17 protein-coding genes are annotated in these 19,334 nt (G+C 70.2%); 14 read left to right on the top strand and 3 right to left on the bottom strand.

Annotated elements, in window-relative coordinates; translation table 11 throughout:
* The first annotated feature begins 82 nt into the window (after positions 1-82).
* On the top strand, positions 83-1,267 hold the full coding sequence (locus BCD49_RS35740; RefSeq protein ID WP_007512507.1) for a 4-hydroxybenzoate 3-monooxygenase: 1,185 nt from the start codon (positions 83-85) through the stop codon (positions 1,265-1,267).
* A gap of 38 nt (positions 1,268-1,305) precedes the next feature.
* Here BCD49_RS35740 and BCD49_RS35735 read toward each other — a convergent pair whose 3' ends face one another.
* The 3 genes from BCD49_RS35735 to BCD49_RS35725 form a co-directional block, all read right to left on the bottom strand.
* The gene (locus BCD49_RS35735; protein WP_007512506.1) at positions 1,306-2,409 is read right to left on the bottom strand and encodes an NAD(P)-dependent alcohol dehydrogenase; all 1,104 of its coding nucleotides are present in this window, start codon (positions 2,407-2,409) and stop codon (positions 1,306-1,308) included.
* A gap of 21 nt (positions 2,410-2,430) precedes the next feature.
* Positions 2,431-3,888 carry an aldehyde dehydrogenase family protein gene (locus tag BCD49_RS35730; RefSeq protein ID WP_007512505.1) on the bottom strand — a complete coding sequence of 486 codons (1,458 nt, stop codon included), beginning with the start codon at positions 3,886-3,888 and terminating at the stop codon, positions 2,431-2,433.
* A gap of 91 nt (positions 3,889-3,979) precedes the next feature.
* The gene (locus BCD49_RS35725; protein WP_007512504.1) at positions 3,980-4,828 is read right to left on the bottom strand and encodes an IclR family transcriptional regulator; all 849 of its coding nucleotides are present in this window, start codon (positions 4,826-4,828) and stop codon (positions 3,980-3,982) included.
* Between the two features lie 184 nt (positions 4,829-5,012).
* Between BCD49_RS35725 and BCD49_RS35720 the strand changes: the two genes are divergently transcribed.
* From BCD49_RS35720 to BCD49_RS35660, 13 genes are all read left to right on the top strand, one after another.
* Positions 5,013-6,260: an ABC transporter substrate-binding protein gene (locus BCD49_RS35720; protein ID WP_083401897.1), complete on the top strand. Its 1,248-nt coding sequence runs from the start codon at positions 5,013-5,015 to the stop codon at positions 6,258-6,260.
* Entirely contained in the window at positions 6,257-7,036 is a 780-nt protein-coding gene (locus BCD49_RS35715; RefSeq protein WP_007512502.1) for an ABC transporter ATP-binding protein, read from the top strand. Before BCD49_RS35720 ends, BCD49_RS35715 begins: the two co-directional genes overlap by 4 nt.
* Positions 7,033-7,800 carry an ABC transporter ATP-binding protein gene (locus BCD49_RS35710; RefSeq protein ID WP_007512501.1) on the top strand — a complete coding sequence of 256 codons (768 nt, stop codon included), beginning with the start codon at positions 7,033-7,035 and terminating at the stop codon, positions 7,798-7,800. The genes BCD49_RS35715 and BCD49_RS35710 overlap by 4 nt, the downstream gene beginning before the upstream one ends.
* Complete coding sequence (locus BCD49_RS35705) at positions 7,797-8,675, top strand: branched-chain amino acid ABC transporter permease (RefSeq protein WP_007512500.1); 879 nt, start codon at positions 7,797-7,799, stop codon at positions 8,673-8,675. The genes BCD49_RS35710 and BCD49_RS35705 overlap by 4 nt, the downstream gene beginning before the upstream one ends.
* Positions 8,672-9,721, top strand: coding sequence for a branched-chain amino acid ABC transporter permease (locus BCD49_RS35700; RefSeq protein ID WP_007512499.1), 1,050 nt, complete (start codon positions 8,672-8,674; stop codon positions 9,719-9,721). The genes BCD49_RS35705 and BCD49_RS35700 overlap by 4 nt, the downstream gene beginning before the upstream one ends.
* Positions 9,721-11,229 (top strand): aldehyde dehydrogenase family protein, encoded by a 1,509-nt coding sequence (locus BCD49_RS35695; RefSeq protein ID WP_007512498.1) that lies wholly within the window; start codon positions 9,721-9,723, stop codon positions 11,227-11,229. Before BCD49_RS35700 ends, BCD49_RS35695 begins: the two co-directional genes overlap by 1 nt.
* Before the next feature lie 438 nt (positions 11,230-11,667).
* On the top strand, positions 11,668-13,353 hold the full coding sequence (locus BCD49_RS35690) for a CocE/NonD family hydrolase (protein ID WP_071042401.1): 1,686 nt from the start codon (positions 11,668-11,670) through the stop codon (positions 13,351-13,353).
* Positions 13,354-13,400: 47 nt separating this feature from the next.
* Positions 13,401-14,744: an ABC transporter substrate-binding protein gene (locus BCD49_RS35685; protein WP_027140614.1), complete on the top strand. Its 1,344-nt coding sequence runs from the start codon at positions 13,401-13,403 to the stop codon at positions 14,742-14,744.
* 8 nt (positions 14,745-14,752) lie between these two features.
* Positions 14,753-15,322, top strand: coding sequence for a DUF3237 domain-containing protein (locus BCD49_RS35680; RefSeq protein ID WP_007512495.1), 570 nt, complete (start codon positions 14,753-14,755; stop codon positions 15,320-15,322).
* Between the two features lie 171 nt (positions 15,323-15,493).
* A complete protein-coding gene (locus BCD49_RS35675; protein WP_007512494.1) occupies positions 15,494-16,315 on the top strand; it encodes a crotonase/enoyl-CoA hydratase family protein in 822 nt (273 codons plus the stop codon).
* Between the two features lie 91 nt (positions 16,316-16,406).
* Complete coding sequence (locus BCD49_RS35670; protein ID WP_007512492.1) at positions 16,407-17,915, top strand: acyl-CoA synthetase; 1,509 nt, start codon at positions 16,407-16,409, stop codon at positions 17,913-17,915.
* Entirely contained in the window at positions 17,912-18,799 is an 888-nt protein-coding gene (locus BCD49_RS35665) for a 4-hydroxyphenyl-beta-ketoacyl-CoA hydrolase (protein ID WP_007512489.1), read from the top strand. The genes BCD49_RS35670 and BCD49_RS35665 overlap by 4 nt, the downstream gene beginning before the upstream one ends.
* Positions 18,800-18,849: 50 nt before the next feature.
* Positions 18,850-19,320, top strand: coding sequence for a MarR family winged helix-turn-helix transcriptional regulator (locus tag BCD49_RS35660; protein WP_035924799.1), 471 nt, complete (start codon positions 18,850-18,852; stop codon positions 19,318-19,320).
* Positions 19,321-19,334: the final 14 nt, after the last annotated feature.

The raw sequence follows: 19,334 nt of genomic DNA, 5'->3' as shown, positions 1-19,334 counted from the left end.
CCCTCCTGGGCCGACGCACCGCCGGCAGGCGGCCGGTGCGCGCGTTGGTGCTCAGATTCCTCGGGCCTCGAACGGAGCGCTCATGACCGTGATCGCCACCATCACTCGCACCCGCGTCGCGATCGTCGGCGGCGGGCCGGCCGGGCTGATGCTCTCCCACCTGCTCCACCTCGCCGGGCTGGACAGCGTCGTCGTCGACAACCGGACGGCCCACACCATCGAGACCACGCACCGGGCCGGCATCCTGGAACGCGACAGCGTCCGCCTCCTGGTCGACTCGGGCGTCGACCGGGTGCTCACGGACGGGCACCGGCACGAGGGCATCTCCCTGCGGTTCGCCGGGGCCAGCCATCGGATCGATTTCGAGGGCCTCATCGGCGCCTCGTGCTGGCTGTATCCGCAGACCGACGTGTTCGTCGACCTCCACCGGGCCCGCACCGGCGACGGCGCGGACCTGCGGTACGGCATCAGCGACACCGAGGTCCTCGACGTTCTGGACGCGCCCCGGGTCCGGTACACCGACGTGGACGGCCGTCGCCACGAGATCACGGCGGATCTGGTCGTCGGTGCTGACGGCTCGCGGAGCATCTGCCGAGCCCTGGTCGACGGGGCCACGCAGTACTTCCGCGAATATCCGTTCGCCTGGTTCGGCATACTCGTCCAGGCACCGCCCAGCGCGCCCGAACTGGTCTACACCCGGGCCCAGCAGGGATTCGCACTCATCAGCCAGCGCACCGCGTCGATACAGCGAATGTATTTCCAGTGCGACCCGAGCGAGAACGCCGACGACTGGTCCGACGACCGCATTTGGGACGAGCTGCAGCGCCGGGTGGCCGGCGAGGACGGTTTCCGGCTCCAGGAAGGGCCGGTCATCGAGCGGACCGTGCTCCCGTTCCGCAGCTTCGTTCAGGCCCCGATGCGGTACGGCCGGCTGGTGCTCGCCGGCGACGCCGCGCATACCGTGCCGCCGACCGGTGCCAAGGGCCTGAACCTTGCGCTCGCGGACGCCCGGCTCCTCGCCGAGGCCATCGAGCGGGCACTCGTCAAGAACGACCAGGCCGCCCTGGACCGCTGCGCGGGCCAGGCGCTAGGCCGGGTATGGAAGGCCCAGCACTTCTCGTACTGGATGACCAGCATGCTCCACCTCGTCCCGGGCGCGACCGCGTTCGACGAGTTACGCCAGCTGGGTGAGCTGGACAGCCTCGTCTCCTCCCGGGCCGGTACCACCTATCTCGCCGAGGGCTATACAGGCTGGCCCACGCGCTGACCGGCGCGTCGCGATAGCCCGTCCGGTCCCGCCGACGGTCAGGATGGCAGACGCAGGACCGGCTTGACGACGGTGCCGGCGTACGACGCGTCGAGTGCCTTCTCCACGTCGGCGAAGTCGAAGAACTCCACCAGCCGGTCGAAGGGGAAGCGGCCCTGGGCGAACAGGTCCATCACCGCGGGAATGAGCTGGGAACTCAGGCCACTGCCGCCGAGAAGGCCGATGATCCGCTTGCCCCACAGCGTGGAGATGTGGTCGAGGGTGAATGCGGCGCCGGCCGGTGCACCCCCGATCAGGTAACAGGTGCCGAGCATCCCGACCGAGTCGGCGGCCTGCCGCACGACGCTGATCACTCCGGTGCACTCCAGGGCGAGGTCCGCCGGGCCGCCGCAGATGCCGTGGACGGCGGCGACGGGATCGACGTCCGCGGCGTTGACGACGTCCGTCGCCCCGAGCTCGGTCGCCAGCCGCAGCCGGCGGTCGTGCCGGTCGACCGCGATGATGCGGGTCGCGGGGGAGTTGCGGGCAGCCATGATGGCCGCGAGCCCGACGGTGCCCACGCCGTAGACGACGAGGCTGTCGCCCGGGCCAGGGCGGGCGTCGTTGAACACGGCGCCGGCCCCGGTCGAGATCCCGCAGGCCAGCGGGCCCATCAGCTCGAGGGGGAGGTCGTCGGGAACCTTCACCAGCGCGGCGGCTGTCGTGAGCGAGTGGCTGGCGAACGACGACTGCCCGAAGAAGTGGCTGTGCAGCGGAGCGCCGGAGGAGCGGCGGAACGCGGATTCGCCACCGAGGCGGCCACCGCCCGCGAGGGCATCGCCCAGCCGGGCGCAGTAGCGGGGCTGGCCCCGGTGGCAGTTGCGGCACTGGCCGCAGGACGGCCAGCCGATGACGACACCGTCACCGACGCCGACTTCGGTGACTCCGGGGCCGACCGCGGCGACGCGCCCGGCGCCCTCGTGCCCCAGGACGCCCGGTAACGGGAAAGGCAGGTCGCCGTGGCGAGCCAGCCCGTCGGTGTGGCAGATGCCGGTCGCGACGAGCCGGACGAGAACCTCTCCCGGACCCGGTTCGTCGAGTTCGACCGTCTGGATGCTGAACGGGCCGTCATGCTCCTCGACGACAGCCGCGGAGATCTTCATGCGCGCGGTTCCCCGTCCGACTCAGAAAGGATAGGTGGCTGGCTGATCGCGCATGGTGATCCATCGGGTCTCCGTGAATGCCTCGACGTTGGCCGCCGGCCCGCCGAATCGAGCACCGGTTCCGGAGGCACCCACACCGCCGAACGGGCTGTTCGCCTCGTCGTTGACGGTCTGGTCATTGATGTGCACGATTCCGGTCGGGATCCGATCCGCGAGTGCCAGCGCGCCGACGGCGTTTCTGGTCACGATTCCCAGCGCGAGGCCGTATTCGCCGCGGGTCAGCTCGACCGCCTCGTCCAACGTGGAGAACTTCGCCACCGGGGCGATCGGGCCGAAGATCTCCTCGGCGAAGGCGCGTGAGTCGGGGGGCACGTCGGCGAGCACCGTGGCCTGATAGAAGAGCCCCGTGTAGGTGCCGCCCGCGGCGACGCGCCCGCCCGCGGCGACCGTGTCCGTCACGATCTTGTGGATCTTGTCGCGCTGGCCGGCGTCGATCAGCGGGCCGAGCGCGACCTGGGCGACGGCGGGGTCGCCGACGGGGAGGGCCGCCGCCTTCGCGGCGAGCTTCGCGACGAACTCGTCATACAGCCGCTCGGACACGACGTGCCGCCCGGTCGTCATGCAGATCTGGCCCTGATGGAAGTAGGAGCCGAACGCCGCCAGCGTCACGGCCTCGTCGACGTCCGCGTCCTCCAGCACGACCATCGCCGAGTTGCCACCGAGCTCGAGGTGGGCGCGCTTGAGGTGCCTGCCCGCGAGCTCACCGACGCGGCGGCCGGCCTGGGTGGAGCCCGTGAAGGAGATGACCCGCACCGCCGGGTCCACGACGAGTGCCTCCCCGACGTCGGCCCCGCCGGGGAGGACCTGCAGCACGCCGGCGGGCAGGCCCGCCTCGGCGAAGACACGGGCGATCGACACGCCCCCCGTCACGGGGGTGCGCGGATCGGGCTTGAGGATGACCGCGTTGCCGAGTGCCAGGGCGGGCGCCACCGAGCGGATGCTGAGGATGAGCGGCACGTTGAACGGAGAGATGACCGCCACGACGCCGGCCGGGACGCGGCGCGCGAGCGAGAGCCGGGGCTGCTCGCTCGGCAGGATCTCGCCGGTGGGCCGGCCCGGCAGCGCCGCTGCCTCGAAGCATTCCTGCTCGGCTGTGTGCACCGAGAACCCCGCCATCGCCGGGATCGCGCCGACCTCGCGGATGTTCCATCCGGTGATTTCCGCGGCGTGCTCGGCGAACAGCGCGCCCGCGCGGCGCAGCACGGCTGCGCGCTCGGGATGAGGAAGGGCGGCCCATGCGCGCTGCGCCTTCACCGCGGCCGCGCCGGCGCGCGCGACGTCGGCGGCGCTGGCCATGCCGATCTCGCCGAGCGAGTCGCCGGTAGCCGGCTCGATGATCTTGGCTATTCCGGCAGAACCAGGCCCCCAGGCTCCCTCGATGAAGATGTTGCCGGTCCAGGTGGCGGGTTCGAGCAGCACAGCGTCTCCCTAGCTCCCGAATGGTCGTCCGGGACGCTATGGCGACGATCACAGCAAGGCAATCCAGAGTTCCGTTCGAGGAACTGCTGTTCTATCCACCGGAACCGTCCAGGGTGCCGAGGTACCCCAGCCGCGACGAGATCTCTCCCGCTGTCCGCCGCAGTGGTCCCTCGAGGCGGCGCGCCACAGCCTCCATCGAGGCGTTCCACGCGCCGAGGTGAACGGAGATGTTGACCGCCGCGACGGCCTGCCCCGAGCGGTCGCGTACCGGCGCCGCGATCGAGCGGAGGCCGGGAGCGAGTTCCTCGTCGTTGACGGCGAGGCCGTCGGCCACCACCTTGGCCAGGATCGTCGTCAGCTGTTCGCGGGCCGTCACGGTCTTGGGCCCGCGACGCGCCAGGTCGGTCCGGTCGAGGATCGCGCGCACGGTCGCGGGATCGCGGTAGGCGAGCAGGACCTTTCCCATCGACGTGCAGTACGCGGGCAGCCGCGCCCCGACCTGGATGTTGAGTTCGATGCGGAACGCGGCCCGCGTTGGGCGCCTGCGCTCGATGTACACGATGTCCGCGCCGTCGAGCACCGCCATGTTGGCCGTGTGGCCCGTCTCGTCGGCGAGGGTCTGCAGGGGCCGGGCCGCGACCTTGCTGAGCTCCAGCGAGGACAGCGCCGCGAAGCCGAGCTGGAGTGCCTGCGGGCCGAGCGCGTAGCGCCGCGTGCCGGCGTCCTGTTCGACGAAGCCGAGGCTCACCAGGGTCGCCATGTAGCGATGGCAGGTGCTCTTGCTCAGCCCGACCGCGCGGCTGATCTCCACCAGCCCCAGCGGGGCCCGCTCGGCGCCCAGGGCCGACAGGACCGAGAGCCCGCGTTCCAGTGCCTGGCTGGTGGAGGCGATCGGGTCGCCATCGGGCGTTGCCGGCGCGCCGGTGCCGTTCGAGGCCATGCCCGCACCGTAGCGGAACGCGGTTCCAGCTGCTGGAACGAATTGTTGACACGTGGCGTGCGTCACGCGAATCATCCGGCGACCCCACAACCCATGGAGGACACCGGTGACCCCTTTAGGTAGACCCGAGATCTGGGTTCCGGACCGGCGAGGACTTCTGAAGGCCGGCCTGGGTGTCGCGGCGATGGCCACGGCCGGGCCGGTTCTGTCGGCGTGCTCGGTCAGGGGCGGTGGGGGCGGCGGCTCGACGCAGACAATCAAAATTGGTTTCGTCAGCCCGCGGACAGGGCCGGCCGCGGCCTTCGGTGAGCCGGACTCGTACGTGCTCGGCCTGGCCCGGGGCGTGCTGAGCAAGGGCCTGACCATCGGCGGCAAGAAATACGACGTGCAGATTTTCGACAAGGACGGTCAGTCGGACCCCCAACGGGGCGGTCAGGTCGCCAACGACCTCATTAGCGGGACCGGCGTCGACCTGATGCTCACCACATCGACCCCCGAGACGGTGAACCCCGTCTCCGACGCCTGCGAGGCGGCCGGGGTGCCCTGCATCTCGACGGTCGTGCCGTGGGAGGCCTGGTACTTCGGCCGCGGCGCGAAGGAGTCGGACAAGAAGGCCTTCAAGTACGTCTATCATTTCTGCTTCGGTGTCGAGCAGTTCGCCAACGCCTACACGACGATGTGGCCGCAGGTCGCGACCAACCGCAAGGTCGGCGTCATGTGGCCCAACGACGCCGACGGGAACGCCATCCGCGCGGCGCTCGGGCCGAAGCTGCAGAGCGCGGGATACACGATCACCGATCCCGGTGCCTACACCGACGGCACGAACGACTACTCGTCGCAGATCGCGAGGTTCAAGGCCGAGGGCACGGAGATCTTCAACACCTTCCCGCTTCCGCCCGACTTCGCGACCTTCTGGCATCAGGCGGCCCAGCAGGGATACAAACCGAAGATCGCCCAGGTCGCCAAGACCGGCCTGTTCGCCTCCCAGGTCGAGTCCCTGGGCTCGATCGGCGTCGGCCTGGCCGGTGGCGCCTACTGGACACCGACCTACCCGTACACCTCCTCGCTGACGGGCATCTCCTCGAAGGACCTGGGCGCGGGCTACCAGCAGAAGACCGGCAAGCAGTGGACCCAGCAGCTGGGCCCGAGTCTCGCGTTGTTCGACGTCGCGGCGGCCGCGCTGAAGGCGGCGCCGGACCCCAAGGACAAGAGCGCGGTGGCGAACGCGATCGGCGCCCTGTCGGTGGAGACGTCGGTGGGCAACCTGCAGTGGGGCAAGGGCCCCAACGGAAACGTCGTCGCGACCCCCATCCTCGGCGGTCAGTGGGTCCCAGCCACCTCGGGCAAGTACCCGCTCGACTTCGTGCTGTGCGAGAACTCCTCCGACCTGAAGGTTCCGGTCGCCGCGCAGCTCAAGCCCTACGGCACATGACGGCGGGCACCACGGTGGCGGCCGGGAACGCGTCCACGCGCGACAGCCAGGCGCAGGGAGAGCTCGTCGCGCGCGGCCTGTCGGTCCGCTACGGCGACGTGCGGGTCCTCGACAGCGTCGACTTCCACGTCGGCGCCGCAGAGGCGGTCGGCATCGTCGGACCCAACGGCGCGGGCAAGACGACCCTGCTGTCCGCCCTGTCGGGTACGGTGCGCCCGGCCGCGGGCACGATCAGCCTGCGCGGCACGGAGATCACCCGCCTCGGCGCCGAACGCCGCTGCCGGCTGGGCCTCGCGCGGGCGTTCCAGGTGCCGAAGCCGTTCGGCGGGATGACCGTGCTGGAGAACGTCATCGTGGGCGCGGCCCACGGCGGCCAGCTACGCCGACGCGAGCGCTTCGACCGGGCCATCGAGGTCGTCGAGGTGTGCGGCCTCGCCAGCCTCGCCAACCGCCGCGCCGAGACGCTCGGACTGCTGCACCGCAAGCGGCTCGAACTGGCCCGGGCGCTGGCGACCGGTCCGACGGTCCTGCTCCTCGACGAGATCGGCGCGGGGCTGACCGACTCGGAGGCCGACGAGCTCGTCGGCACGATCCTGCGGCTTCGCGAGCGCGGAATGTCCCTGGTGTGGATCGAGCACATCGTGCATGTGCTGGTCCGCGTCATCGACCGTCTCGTCGCGATGGACGCCGGGAAGATCATCGCCGACGGTGATCCGGACACGGTGCTGCGGGACGCGACGGTGGTGGACGCCTACCTCGGGAAGACACGCTCATGACGGCGCTGGAAGTCACCGATCTGCATGCGAAGCACGGCCTGCTCCACGCGGTCCGAGGGGTCTCCCTCTCGCTCGTCGAGGGGGAGACGCTCGCGCTCGTCGGCGCCAACGGGTCGGGGAAGACGACGTTGTTGCGGGCGATCGCCGGCGCGCATCCCATCGACGCGGGCCACGTCCGGCTGTTCGGCGAGGACATCACCACCGTCCCGGCTCACCGGCGGGTGGCCAGGGGGCTGGCTCTGGTCCCCGAGGGCCGTCGGCTGTTCCCCGAGCTCACCGTGCTCGAGAACCTCCAGGTGGCCGCGCGGCGCGGCCGGAAAGGGGAATGGACCGTCGCCACGGTTCTCGACGCCTTCCCCATGCTGCGCCCGATTGCCGGAAGGCTGGCGTCGCGGATCTCCGGCGGCCAGCAGCAGGCCGCCGCCATCGCGCGCGCCCTGGTGACCAACCCGCGAGTGCTCCTCATCGACGAGGCGTCTCTCGGGCTCGCCCCCGTCGCCGTGGACGCCGTCTATGAGTCCCTGACCCGCCTGCTGACGGCCGGCGTGACCGTCGTCCTCGTCGAACAGGACCTCGAACGCGCGCTCTCGGTCAGTCAGCGGGTCATCTGCGTCCTCGAAGGCCGCGTCGCACTCGAGGCACCCACGCCGTCGGTGACCCGCGAGCAGGTCACCGCCGCCTACTTCGGAATCGGGTCCGCGCCCATACCCGACCGCGCGTCGAACCCAACCGACGTCGCCAGCGCGGAAGTAGGGACATCGTGAACATCGTCAACGCCGTCGTCCAGGGCATCTTCCTGGGCAGTCTCTACGCGCTACTCGCCTGCGGGCTGTCACTCATCTTCGGAGTCATGCGGATCATCAACCTGGCGCACGGCGACCTCGCCATCCTCGGCGCGTTCCTCGTCTGGCTGGTGACCGACCAGACGGGCCTGTCACCGTTCCTCGCGATCCCGCTGGTTCTTCCCGCGATGCTCGCCGTGGGATACGGGCTGCAGCGCACGGTCCTCGCCCGCAGCCTCCGCGGCGGACCCCTGGTGCCGCTGTTGGCGACGTTCGGGCTGTCGATCGTGCTGCAGAACGGGTTCCTGCAGGTGTTCTCCCCGGATGTGCGCTCGCTCGGCTCCGACGTCGGCACCCTGTCGACCGGCAGCTGGAAGGTGGCCGAGGACCTGTCGATCCCCTATCTGGGCGTCGTGCTGCTGGTCGTCTCGGTCGTGGTGCTCGGCGGCCTGCACTACACCCTGCGCAGGACCCCGTTCGGCCGCGAGATGCGGGCCACCGCGCAGGATCCGGACACCGCTGGACTGGTCGGGATCCCGGCCTCGGCGGTGTATGCCCGCGCCGTCGCCATCGCCGTGGCCACCGCGGGCATCGCCGGTGCCTTCCTCGCCATCCGGACCTCCTTCGGCCCAGGCAGCGGCCCGGCCCAGCTGATCTTCGCGTTCGAGGCCGTCATCATCGGTGGCCTGGGCTCGCTGTGGGGAACGCTGGTCGGCGGCATCGCGCTCGGGGTGGCGCAGACCATCGGGGCCACGATCGACCCTCAGTACTCCATCCTCGCGGGCCACCTGCTCTTCCTCGTCGCGCTCGTCCTCCCGCGTATCAAGGCCCTGGCTCCCCGGAAGGCCCTCGCATGACTTCCACGCCCGTCGCGACCCGGGCCGCCAGCCACCCAGCCCAGTCCCGCATCGCCCGCTCGACCCCGGCATCGAAGGCGATGTCGGGTGTCCTCCTGGTTCTCGGGGCCGCGCTGTTCGCGGTGCCCATGCTGTTCACCACGAATGTCGTCCTGCAATGTACGAACCTGTTCATATTCATGATTCTCGCGGTCATGTGGAACGCTCTCGCGGGCTATGGAGGGATGGTATCGGTCGGGCAGCAGGCCTTCATCGGATTCGGCGCCTACGCGACGATCTGGCTTACCCATCAAGGCATCTCGCCGTTCCCTTCCATGATTCTCGCCGCCGCTTTGTCTGCGGTTCTCGCTGCGGTCGTGGCCCTTCTCGTGCTGCAGCTCAAAGGCGGTCACCTGGCCGTCGGCACGTGGGTGGTCGCCGAAGCGCTCGGGCTTCTGGTGGTACTCGACAAAGGCCTCGGCGGTGGCACGGGGGTCTCGCTGCAGGGTCTGAACTCCTACGCCCCGGAGCTGCGCCGCGCCTACATCTACTGGCTGACGCTGGCGGTCCTGATCGTCCTGCTCGGCGCCCTGTTCCTGCTGCTCCGGCTGAAGACCGGCTCCGCGCTCCAGGCCATCCGGGACGACGAGGAGGCGGCGGCCTCGCTCGGGGTACGGGTCCGGCCGCTGAAGTTCGGGATCTTCGTTCTCGCGGGATTCGGCTGCGGCGCGGCGGGTGCGCTCATCCTCGCGAACACGTTGTTCATCCAGCCGCAGTCAATCTTCGGGGTCCAGTATTCGGCCTACATGATCTTCATGGTGCTGGTGGGCGGTCTGGGTACCTTCGAAGGGCCGATTCTCGGGGCAATCATCTTCTTCGTCGTCCAACAGCAATTCGCCGACCAGGGGGCCTGGTATCTCATCGGCCTCGGGGTGATCGCGGTCCTGTTCGCGCTCTTCCTACCACGCGGGCTGTGGACGGTCGTCAGTGACCGTCTGCCCGTCCAGTTGCCACTCGGATATCATCTGTACACGGCCCCACAACCTGTGAAGGAGCGGCGCAGCTGATGGCCCAGTCCGCGACGTCCGGCGACACGCGGCGCAACGGGGCGATTGGCGGACCAACCACCATCCGTCATTACATCGACGGCCAGTGGGTCGACTCCTTCAACGGACGTACCTACGAGAGCCACAGCCCGTGGAGTGGCGAGGTCATGGCGACCGTCGCCGCTGGGGACGCGGACGACGCCCGCGCCGCGATCGACGTCGCGCAGCGGGCGCTCACTGACTGGTCGAGCTCGCTGCCGCATGAGCGTCAGCGCATCTTCCTGCGAGCGGCGGAGGTGCTGGATCGGCGATGGGACGAGCTCATCGTCCTGCTGGCCAGAGAGACTGGCTGTGGCCGTCACTTCGCCGAGGTGCAGGTCCGCTTCGCGGGCGCCCTCCTGCGGCAGTGCGCGGCCCTTCCCTATGCCGCCACGGGCCAGCTGCTGCCGTCGGACCAGCGGGGGACCTACTCGCTGGCAGTGCGTCAGCCCGTGGGCGTCGTGGGCGCGATCGCGCCGTGGAACGCGTCCCTGACGCTGTCGGCCCGGGCGATCGCGGGACCGCTGGCGCTGGGTAACACCGTCGTGCTGAAACCCTCGGAGGAGGCTCCGCTCACCGCCGGCGCGGTGTGGGCCCAGGTGTTCGAGGAGGCCGGCCTGCCACCGGGCGTGCTCAACGTCGTCACGCACGCGCCGGGCGAGGCGAGTTTCATCGGCGACGAGCTGCTGGCCAACCCGCTGGTACGACGGATCAACTTCACCGGTTCGACCGCGACGGGGCGGCGGCTGGCGGAGGCCGCAGGCCGGCACCTCAAACGGGTCGTGCTGCAGCTCGGCGGACAGAACCCGCTTCTGGTCCTCGCGGGCGTCGACCTCGACTACGCGGTCAACGCCGCCGCCTACGGTGCCTTCGTGCACCAGGGCCAGGTGTGCATGTGCGCGCGGCGGATCTTCGTGGAGGAGTCCATCGCGCAGGAGTTCTCCCAGCGATTCGCCGCCAAGGTATCCGCTTTGCCCATGGGCGATCCCGAGGATTCCGACACCGTCATCGGGCCCATCATCAACCACTGGGCGCTGTCGCTGCTCACCCGCCGGGTGGAGCAGGCGGTCGAACGAGGCGCACGTATCCTGGCCGGCGGAACCCCCTCGCCGCCCTGTTTTCCGGCGACGATCCTCACCGACGTGCCGGACGACATCGAGCTCGCCGTCGACGAGACCTTCGGGCCGGTCGTCGTCCTCGAGGTCGTCAGAGATCGCGAGGAGGCCATCGCGCGAGCCAATGCCTCCGGCTTCGGACTGACAGCGGCCGTGCTCGCGGCCGACCCGCAGGAAGGTCTGGAAGTGGCACGTCAGCTTCAGGCGGGAATCGTCCACGTCAACGACCAGCCAGTGAACGACGAACCCCAGATGCCCTTCGGGGGCGTCAAGGAAAGTGGCTGGGGACGATTCGGCGTCGGCTTCGCGGTCGAAGAGTTCACCGAGGCCCGGTGGATCACCGTACGCCGGCAGGCGCGCGAGTTTCCGTTCTGAGCAGCTAGCCGGCATGGGCCCGTCGCGTCAACCGGCTGTTTTCTCCGTGGGTTCGGGGCGCGGAAGATCGGCCCACGGGTCTCCAGCGGCCTGAGCATCGCCGCCATGGACGGCGGCGTGACGAGGGAGCGCCGGGCCAGCTGGCGGCCGACACGCCACCTGCCCGGCTCCGCCGCGGCCAGCTCTCCTGCCTGTTGACCCTGTTGACAGGTTTCCTGACGGCGGACCATCATGCGAGATCTTCAGGTTTCCTGTTGATCGGACGACCGATGAACACGACGATCCGCGACGTTGCGGGCTGGGTTCTGGCGCGCTGGCGATGCAGGCCCGCGCCGTCGTCGCCGACGACCAGGCCCCTCCAGTGCTCGTCGAAAGTCGGGTGCGGAGGCGTCACCCGCGCGGTAGGCCGAAGTGATCAGTAACTCTGAGGAGCACACGTTGCCGACCGCGACGCCCGCAATTCCTGATTCCCGGCCCCGATCGAGGCGTCGGCGCTTCTTCGACAGCCTGACCCATGGCCGGCTCAAGGGCCGTCACCAGGCCACCACCGACTACCGGGTGACCAGTGACCTGCGGATCCCGATGCGCGACGGCGAGGTCTTACTGGCCGACCACCTCGCGCCCATGGGCAAGAGCCGCGGAACGGTCCTGGTCCGCGGTCCGTATGGCTTCGGCCCGTTGGTCGCCTCCATCACCGGCGGAATCTACGCATCCCGCGGGTATGACGTGGTGATGGTCCGATGCCGGGGAACCTTCGGCTCTGGCGGCCAATTCGACCCCATGGTCACCGAGATCGACGACGCTGCGGACACCGTTGCCTGGCTGCGCCAACAGCCCTGGTTCGGCGGCCGGTTCGCGACCGTGGGCGGTTCCTATCTCGGCTTCACCCAGTGGGCGTTGCTCATGGACCCACCGCCCGAGCTCACGACCGCCGTCATCCAGGTCGCTCCGCATGACTTCAGTCGGGTGGCATACCTGAACGGCGGTTTCACGCTCAGCGACTTTCTGAGCTGGAGCGACAGCGTCACCCACCAGGAGGCCGGCTTTCTCAACTCACTGCGGCGGCGGGCGACGGCGGATCGGCGGCAGGCGTCGGCAGTGGCTGGACTTCCGGTCACGAACTGCGCGGACGAGCTCTGCGACGGGCGCGCCACCTGGTTCCACGACTGGATCGGTCGGCGCGACCTGGACGACCCGTTCTGGGCGCCCATGCAGCTGGCCGCGGCCCTCGACCGCGTCCAGGTACCGATACTCCTGCAGACCGGCTGGCAGGACATGTTCCTCCAGCAGACCTTCGAGCAGTATGAGCACCTGCACCGCCGAGGCATCGACGTGGCGCTCACGGTCGGGCCCTGGACGCACCTGGGGCTCGCGGTACGCGGGTCCCGGACAGTGCAGCCGGAATCCCTGGACTGGCTCGCGGAACATCTCGCCCAGGACGGCGCCCGCCACCGGTCGCAACCCGTGCACGCCTACCTCACGGGAGCCGGGCAGTGGCGTGACCTGCCCACCTGGCCCCCGCCTTCGCGCGACCAGGTGCTGTTTCCCCAGCCCGACCGCGGCCTGAGCACCGACGCGGTAACCGAGGCCGACGCCACGGCATCGYTCACCTACGATCCCGCGGATCCGACGCCGACCCGGGGCGGCCGAGGGAGCTCACCCGCCCTCGGCGGCTACCAGGACGACACCGAGCTCGGCCGACGCGCCGACGTGCTCGCCTTCACTGGAACAGAGATCACCGCGCCCATCGAGGTGGTGGGTACGCCGGTCGTCGAGCTGTCCCACACCACCGACAACCCACACGCCGACCTGTTCGTCCGCCTGAGCGAGGTGGACCGCAAGGGCAAATCCCAGAACGTCAGTGACGGATTCCTCCGCCTCGCCCCCGAGCGGGCCAACGGACCCATCCGCATCGAGCTCGATCCCGTCGCCCACCGGTTCGCGGCGGGAAGCAGAATCCGGCTGCTCATCGCGGGCGGATCCTTCCCGCATTGGGAGCGCAACCTCGGCACGGACGAGGACCCGGCCACCAGCACGAAGCTGGCACTCTCACGCCGCACGATCCACCTCGCCTCCTCATCCCTAATACTCCCGGTTACCAGCCTCGGTCATTCCGGCGAATGAACCATCGATATTCGCGGCCACTCGACGTCAACGGCAAGGTGGTAAACATGTCGCATATCCGGAGACCGGCGGCTCGGCGGCCAGGCGCGCAACCATTCCCATTCATCATCTCCACCCGGTTACCCACCCTTCCGGCGGGGTTACGGCCGGCCGGCGTCGCGGTCCTGGCCGCGAGCCTGGCCTTTCTCGCGGCCTGCGGCGGCGGCTCCGACGGCACAGGTGGCTCCGCTCCGACGGCCAGTGCGCCCACCGCGCAGGCGGACATCCTGGGCCCGGTCGCCAGGGCGACGGGCGCGCCCGTCAAGATCGGCGTGATCACGGACGGGGCGAGCGCGGTCGCCGACCACACCAACGACAACAAGGTCGCCGAGGCCACCGCCAAGTACCTCAACGAGCACGAATCCGGGATGGGCGGCCGGCCGATCGAGATCACGGTCTGTGAGACCCTCGGCGACCTGTCCAAGGCCACCGACTGTGGCAACCAGCTGGTCGAGAAAGGTGTGTCCGCCGTCCTGATCGGTGTCTCGGGCGTCGTCGAGAGCGCCTGGAAACCGCTGAGCGACGCCAGGATCCCCGTCATGCTCTACGGCTCGAGCGACCCCGGCCTGCTGACCAGCCCGACGACCTTCAGCCTCGGCAACCCGACCTTCCCCGTCATCGACCTGCCGATCCAGGTCGCGAAGGACCAGGGCAACAAGAAGGTCGCGTCCATCGTGATCGACGTCCCGGCCGCCCTGCACTCCGCCCAGGACGTGGCGCCGCCGCTGTTCGAGAAGGCTGGCATCGGCTACGAGCTCGTCCGCGTCGCTCCCGGCACCGCCGACATGACCCCCCAGATGCAGCAGATCGCCGACGACGGCTCCGACCAGGTCTTCATCATCGGCAACGACTCGTTCTGCATCAGCGCCATGAACGGCCTCAAGGCCGTCGGCTTCACCGGCACCATCACCGCTATCTCCCAGTGCATCACCGACGCCACCCGCAAGGCGGTGCCCGCCAGCACCCTGAAAGGCGTCGTCGTCAGCGCCACCGTGCCCATCGGTCCGGACAGCCCCTCGATGCGCCTCTACACCAAGGTCGCCGAGACCTACGGCGACGGCATCGACCTCAGCGCCCAGGACGGAATGATCATGTTCTCGCTTGTGGCCAGCTTCCAGGTAGCGACCCAGGGCATCTCGGGCGACATCACGCCGGCGGCCATCACCTCGACGATCAAGGCGATGAAGGAGACCGCGCTGCCCGCCGGTGCCGGCCTGAAGTTCCGCTGCAACGGCAAGGCCATCCCGGACCAGCCCGCCGTCTGCGTCCTCGGTGGCCTGACGACCGCCCTGGACGACAAGGGCCAGCCCACCCAGTACAAGGTCCTCGGCAACACCCCGATCGCGGACTGACATCCCGGATGGCGGCCACGGAGGCGACGAGCGGCGCGGACGCGCCGGACCCGGCGATGCCCGGCGGTGGGCTCGGCCTGCCACCCGGCACCGCGCTGCCCGACCTTCCAGCCGGGATGCCGCCTCCACCGCCGCTGGTGCCCCTGGCGCAGGTGCGCTGCGACGTCGGCGCGGTCGTCTCGCTTGGGCAGGCCACCTACGGCGAGCGCCGGTACGTGCCACTGGCCGGTGGCACGGTGCGAGGGCCGGAACTCAACGGGCGGCTGGTCGAGGGCGGCATCGACTGGCAGGTGGCGCGGGCCGACGGCGTCCTGGAGATCGCCGCGCACTACGTGATCCGTACCGAGGACGGCGCGTTGATCGAGGTCCGCAGCGACGGCCTGCGCCACGGCCCACCCGAGGTGATGGACCGCCTGGCGCGCGGGGAACCTGTCGCGCCGCGCGAGTACTTCTTCCGCACCATCGTGCGCTTCACCACCGGCGCGCCGGCCAGGCTGCACCTCAATCGGACGCTCGCGCTGGCCGTGGGCCGGCGCGAGCCGCGGCGGGTGGTGCTGGACCTCTACCGCATCACCTGACGATGCGCCGCCATCGTCGGACGAGGCGCCGCCCGCCGCCCGCCGCCCGCCGCCCGCCGCACCGACGGCCCGGATCCACCCGGCCGCCCTCGCGCAATCGGCGAACCCGGGGAGATCGCTGTGCCATGATGCCGAAAGATAGACAGGAAACCTGATGAATTGGTGGTGGCGGTGGACATCGAGTCACAGGCCGAGGTCGTGGTGCCACCCCAGGCCGCGGCCCTGCCCGTCTCGGTGCGGGTGCGGGCGGAGGGTCAGGTCCTTGTCGTGACCCTCGCCCGGCCGCGCAAACGCAACGCCCTCGACGACGCGACGATCGGTGCCCTGGAACGGGTGTTCCGGGAGATCGCGCCGGCCTACCGCGCCGCGGTCCTCGACGCCGAGGGCGACCACTTCTCGGCCGGCCTCGACCTGCACGAACTCGCCGAACGCGACGCCTTCGCCGGCGTCGCCCACTCCCAGTTCTGGCACCGCGCGATGGAGGCGATCGACGGCGGGCAGGTACCCACCGTGGCCGCACTCACGGGCGCCGTGGTCGGCGGCGGGCTGGAGCTCGCCGCCGCGTGCCACCTCCGGGTCGCCGACCGCTCGGCGTTCTACGCCCTTCCCGAGGGGCAGCGTGGGCTGTTCGTCGGTGGTGGCGGATCGGTGCGACTCCCTCGGCTCATCGGCGTGGCGCGGGTCATGGATCTCATGCTCACCGGCCGCCGCCTGGACGCGGACGAGGGCCAGGCGGCCGGCCTGACGCAGTACCTGGTCGAGACCGGCACCGCGAGTGCCGCGGCCCTCGAGCTCGCGCGGCGCATCGCGGGGAACGCCCCCCAGACGAACTTCGCCGTGCTGCGGGCCCTGCCGCGCATCGCGCAGGCCAGTCCCGATGAGGGCTATCTGCTGGAGTCCCTGATGGCGGCCGTGGCCCAGAGCACCGAGGACGCCAAGCAGCGGATGGCCAGCTTCCTGGCCGGGCGGGCGCCGAAGGTCACCGACCTGTGAGCGACACCAGCCGGGCCGCGACGCGGACCTCCGATGGCAGCCGGACCGCCGATGGCAACGTGACGCTGGACGAGATCTCCGAGGAGCGGCAGTGAACGATCACGGGATCGGGTCGTGGACCCGGCGGCGGGCCCGCATGGTCGCCGACAAGACGGCGCTGGTCGAGAGCGACCGGACCGTGACCTACGGCGAGCTCGACCAGCTCGCGGTCCGCGTCGGCCACGGCCTCGCCGCTCGCGGCGTCCAGCGTGGTGACCGGGTCGCCTACCTCGGGCTCAACAGCATCGACCTGATCGTCTGCATGATCGGTACGGCGAAGCTCGGCGCGGTGTTCGTGCCGCTCAACACCCGCCTCGCGCAGCCCGAGCTCGCCGCGATCCTGCGCGACTGCGCGCCGGCGCTGCTGCTGCACGACACGGTCTTCACCGATCTGGTCATGTCCGCGGACGTGGCTTCCCTCGGCCTTGCGCGCGTGGAGGTGGGCGGACCCGCAGCGTCGGGTCTGGCCAGCCTCATGGCCGACGACGGCACGCCGTGGGACGAGCCGATCGGCCTCGACGACCGGTTCATGATCCAGTACACGTCCGGGACGACCGGCCGGGCGAAGGGCGTACAGCTCAGCCACGGCAACATCACCTGGAACGTCGTCAACCTGCTCAGCGACCTCGACGTCCGCACCGATGAGATCTCCCTGGTCACCGCCCCGCTGTTCCACACCGCGGCGCTCAACCAGGTGCTGTTCCCGACCCTGTTCAAGGGCGGGACGTCGCTGATCGAGCCACGTTTCGACCCGGACCGCGCGCTGTGGCTCATCGAGCATCAACGGGTGACCATGCTGTTCGGGGTCACCTCCATGTACCTCGCGCTCGCCGCCGTGCCGACCTTCGCCGACGCGGACCTCACGTCGCTGCGGATAGCAATGACCGGCGGCGCGCCGGTGCCCGAGAGCGTGCTGCGGCTCTGGGCCGACCGCGGGCTGCCGCTCATCCAGGGCTACGGCCTGACGGAGACCGCGCCGGGCGCCACCCTGCTGCGCGGTGAGGACGCGTTGCGACGACTCGGCTCGGCCGGGGCCGGCGTGTTCTTCGCCGACGTCCGGGTCGTCGCGCCCGACGGTGCCCCGGTCCGTCCCGGAGAGCCAGGCGAGGTACAGATCAGCGGCCCGAACGTCACCGAGGGCTACTGGCGCAACGAGCAGGCGACCCGGGACGCGTTCACGGCCGACGGCTGGCTGCGCTCCGGCGACGTGGCCGTGGTCGATGACGACGGCTTCTTACGCATCGTCGATCGCCTCAAGGACATGTACATCTCCGGCGGGGAGAACGTGTACCCCGTCGAGGTCGAGCAGGCCATCCACACCCACCCCGCGGTGGCCGAGTGCGCGGTGATCGGCGTGCCCGACGCGCACTGGGGCGAGGTTGGCCGAGCCATCGTCGCGCCGCGCGCGGGCTGGCGGCTCACCGAAGCCGATCTGCTCACCCACCTGGCCGGCCGGCTCGCCCGTTACAAGCTGCCGAGGTCGGTGGTGATCGTGGCGGAGCTCCCGCACAGCGCCGCGGGGAAGGTGCTCAAGTCCGTCCTCCGGGAGGAGTACCGGTGACCGTCTACACCCCCGCCGTGGACGTCGAGGCTGTCCGCGCTCTCGACATCCACGTGCATGTCGAGAAGGACAGCCACGGTTGTTGCGCCCTCGACGACGAACTGCTCGAGGCATCGGCCGGCTACTTCCGGGCCGTCGACAACCGCACCCCCACGGTCGCCGACCTCGCCACGATCTACCGCGGGCTGGGCATGGCCGCCGTGGTGTTCACCGTCGACGCGGCCACCAACCTCGGGCATCCGGCGCTGTCCAGCGAACAGATCGCGCAGGAGTGCGCCGAGCACGCCGATGTCCTGATCCCGTTCGGCTCCGTGGACCCGCTGCGCGGCGCGGCGGCCCTCGACCAGGCCACCCGGCTCGTCGAGCACTTCGGCGTACGCGGCTTCAAGTTCCACCCCAGCCTGCAGGGATTCGCACCCGACGATCCCGCGTACTACCCGCTGTGGGCCCGGCTGGAGGAGCTCGGCGTCCCTGCCCTGTTCCACACGGGGCAGAACGGCATCGGCGCCGGTCTGCCCGGCGGGCGCGGCATCAAGCTGCGCTACTCCAACCCACTCCTGCTCGACGACGTCGCGGCCGACTTCCCGCGGCTCACGGTCATCCTGGCCCACCCGTCCGTGCCGTGGCAGGCCGAGGCGATCTCGATGGCCACCCACAAGGCCAACGTCTACATCGACCTGTCCGGCTGGCGGCCGAAGTACTTCCCGCCCGAGCTCACCCACGCCGCCGGCCACCAGCTGCGACACAAGGTGATGTTCGGCAGCGACTACCCCCTCATCCCACCAGGACGGTGGATGGAGGACGCCGCCGCGCTCGGCTGGCCCGCCGACATCCGCCCCGCCATCGACAAGCTCACCGCCGCGCGGCTCATCGGCCTGGTCTGAGCCGGTCAGCCGATGCCGGGGCAGATCCCGGGCAGGCAAAATCTCGCTGTATGGGCATCGCACACGAGCGCCGAGCGCCGCAACCGGATCTCAGCCCGGGCCCGACGATGCTCTACCTGGTCAAGCAGGTCGAGCTCGCGATCCGCACCCGCCTCGACGACCTCGTCCGCCCGGCGGATCTCACCGCGCTGCAGTACACGGCGATGACGGTGCTGGAGCGCCAGTCCGACCTCACCGCGGCGCGGCTGGCGCGCCGCTCGTTCGTCACCGCCCAGAGCATGGCCGACATGGTCACCGCGCTGCTCGACCGCGGCCTCGTCGAACGCCGCCGCGACCCCGCCGACGGGCGGCGTCTCCTGCTCGCGCTTACCGCGACCGGCCAGCGGGTACTCGACGAGTACCGCCCCAAGGTCGCTGCCCTCGAAGCACGGATGCTGCATGACCTCTCCGCCACGGAGGCCATGGAACTCCGACGAGTGCTCGAATCCTGCCGAGCCGCGCTGGTGGAGTGGGCACCGTGACCAGGCCGCCTGAC

The sequence above is a fragment of the Pseudofrankia sp. EUN1h genome (genome assembly GCF_001854645.1).
GTDB classification, from domain to species: Bacteria; Actinomycetota; Actinomycetes; order Frankiales; family Frankiaceae; genus Pseudofrankia; species Pseudofrankia saprophytica.
This window is presented reverse-complemented; position numbering and strand designations above follow the sequence as displayed.

What these genes read in the sequence shown, in the direction of transcription:
- BCD49_RS35740 (WP_007512507.1), top strand. Translation starts at nt 83, where the DNA reads ATGACCGTGATCGCCACCATCACTCGCACCCGCGTCGCGATCGTCGGC.
- BCD49_RS35735 (WP_007512506.1), bottom strand. Translation starts at nt 2,409, where the DNA reads ATGAAGATCTCCGCGGCTGTCGTCGAGGAGCATGACGGCCCGTTCAGC.
- BCD49_RS35725 (WP_007512504.1), bottom strand. Translation starts at nt 4,828, where the DNA reads ATGGCCTCGAACGGCACCGGCGCGCCGGCAACGCCCGATGGCGACCCG.
- BCD49_RS35720 (WP_083401897.1), top strand. Translation starts at nt 5,013, where the DNA reads ATGGCCACGGCCGGGCCGGTTCTGTCGGCGTGCTCGGTCAGGGGCGGT.
- BCD49_RS35715 (WP_007512502.1), top strand. Translation starts at nt 6,257, where the DNA reads ATGACGGCGGGCACCACGGTGGCGGCCGGGAACGCGTCCACGCGCGAC.
- BCD49_RS35710 (WP_007512501.1), top strand. Translation starts at nt 7,033, where the DNA reads ATGACGGCGCTGGAAGTCACCGATCTGCATGCGAAGCACGGCCTGCTC.
- BCD49_RS35700 (WP_007512499.1), top strand. Translation starts at nt 8,672, where the DNA reads ATGACTTCCACGCCCGTCGCGACCCGGGCCGCCAGCCACCCAGCCCAG.
- BCD49_RS35695 (WP_007512498.1), top strand. Translation starts at nt 9,721, where the DNA reads ATGGCCCAGTCCGCGACGTCCGGCGACACGCGGCGCAACGGGGCGATT.
- BCD49_RS35685 (WP_027140614.1), top strand. Translation starts at nt 13,401, where the DNA reads ATGTCGCATATCCGGAGACCGGCGGCTCGGCGGCCAGGCGCGCAACCA.
- BCD49_RS35680 (WP_007512495.1), top strand. Translation starts at nt 14,753, where the DNA reads ATGGCGGCCACGGAGGCGACGAGCGGCGCGGACGCGCCGGACCCGGCG.
- BCD49_RS35660 (WP_035924799.1), top strand. Translation starts at nt 18,850, where the DNA reads ATGGGCATCGCACACGAGCGCCGAGCGCCGCAACCGGATCTCAGCCCG.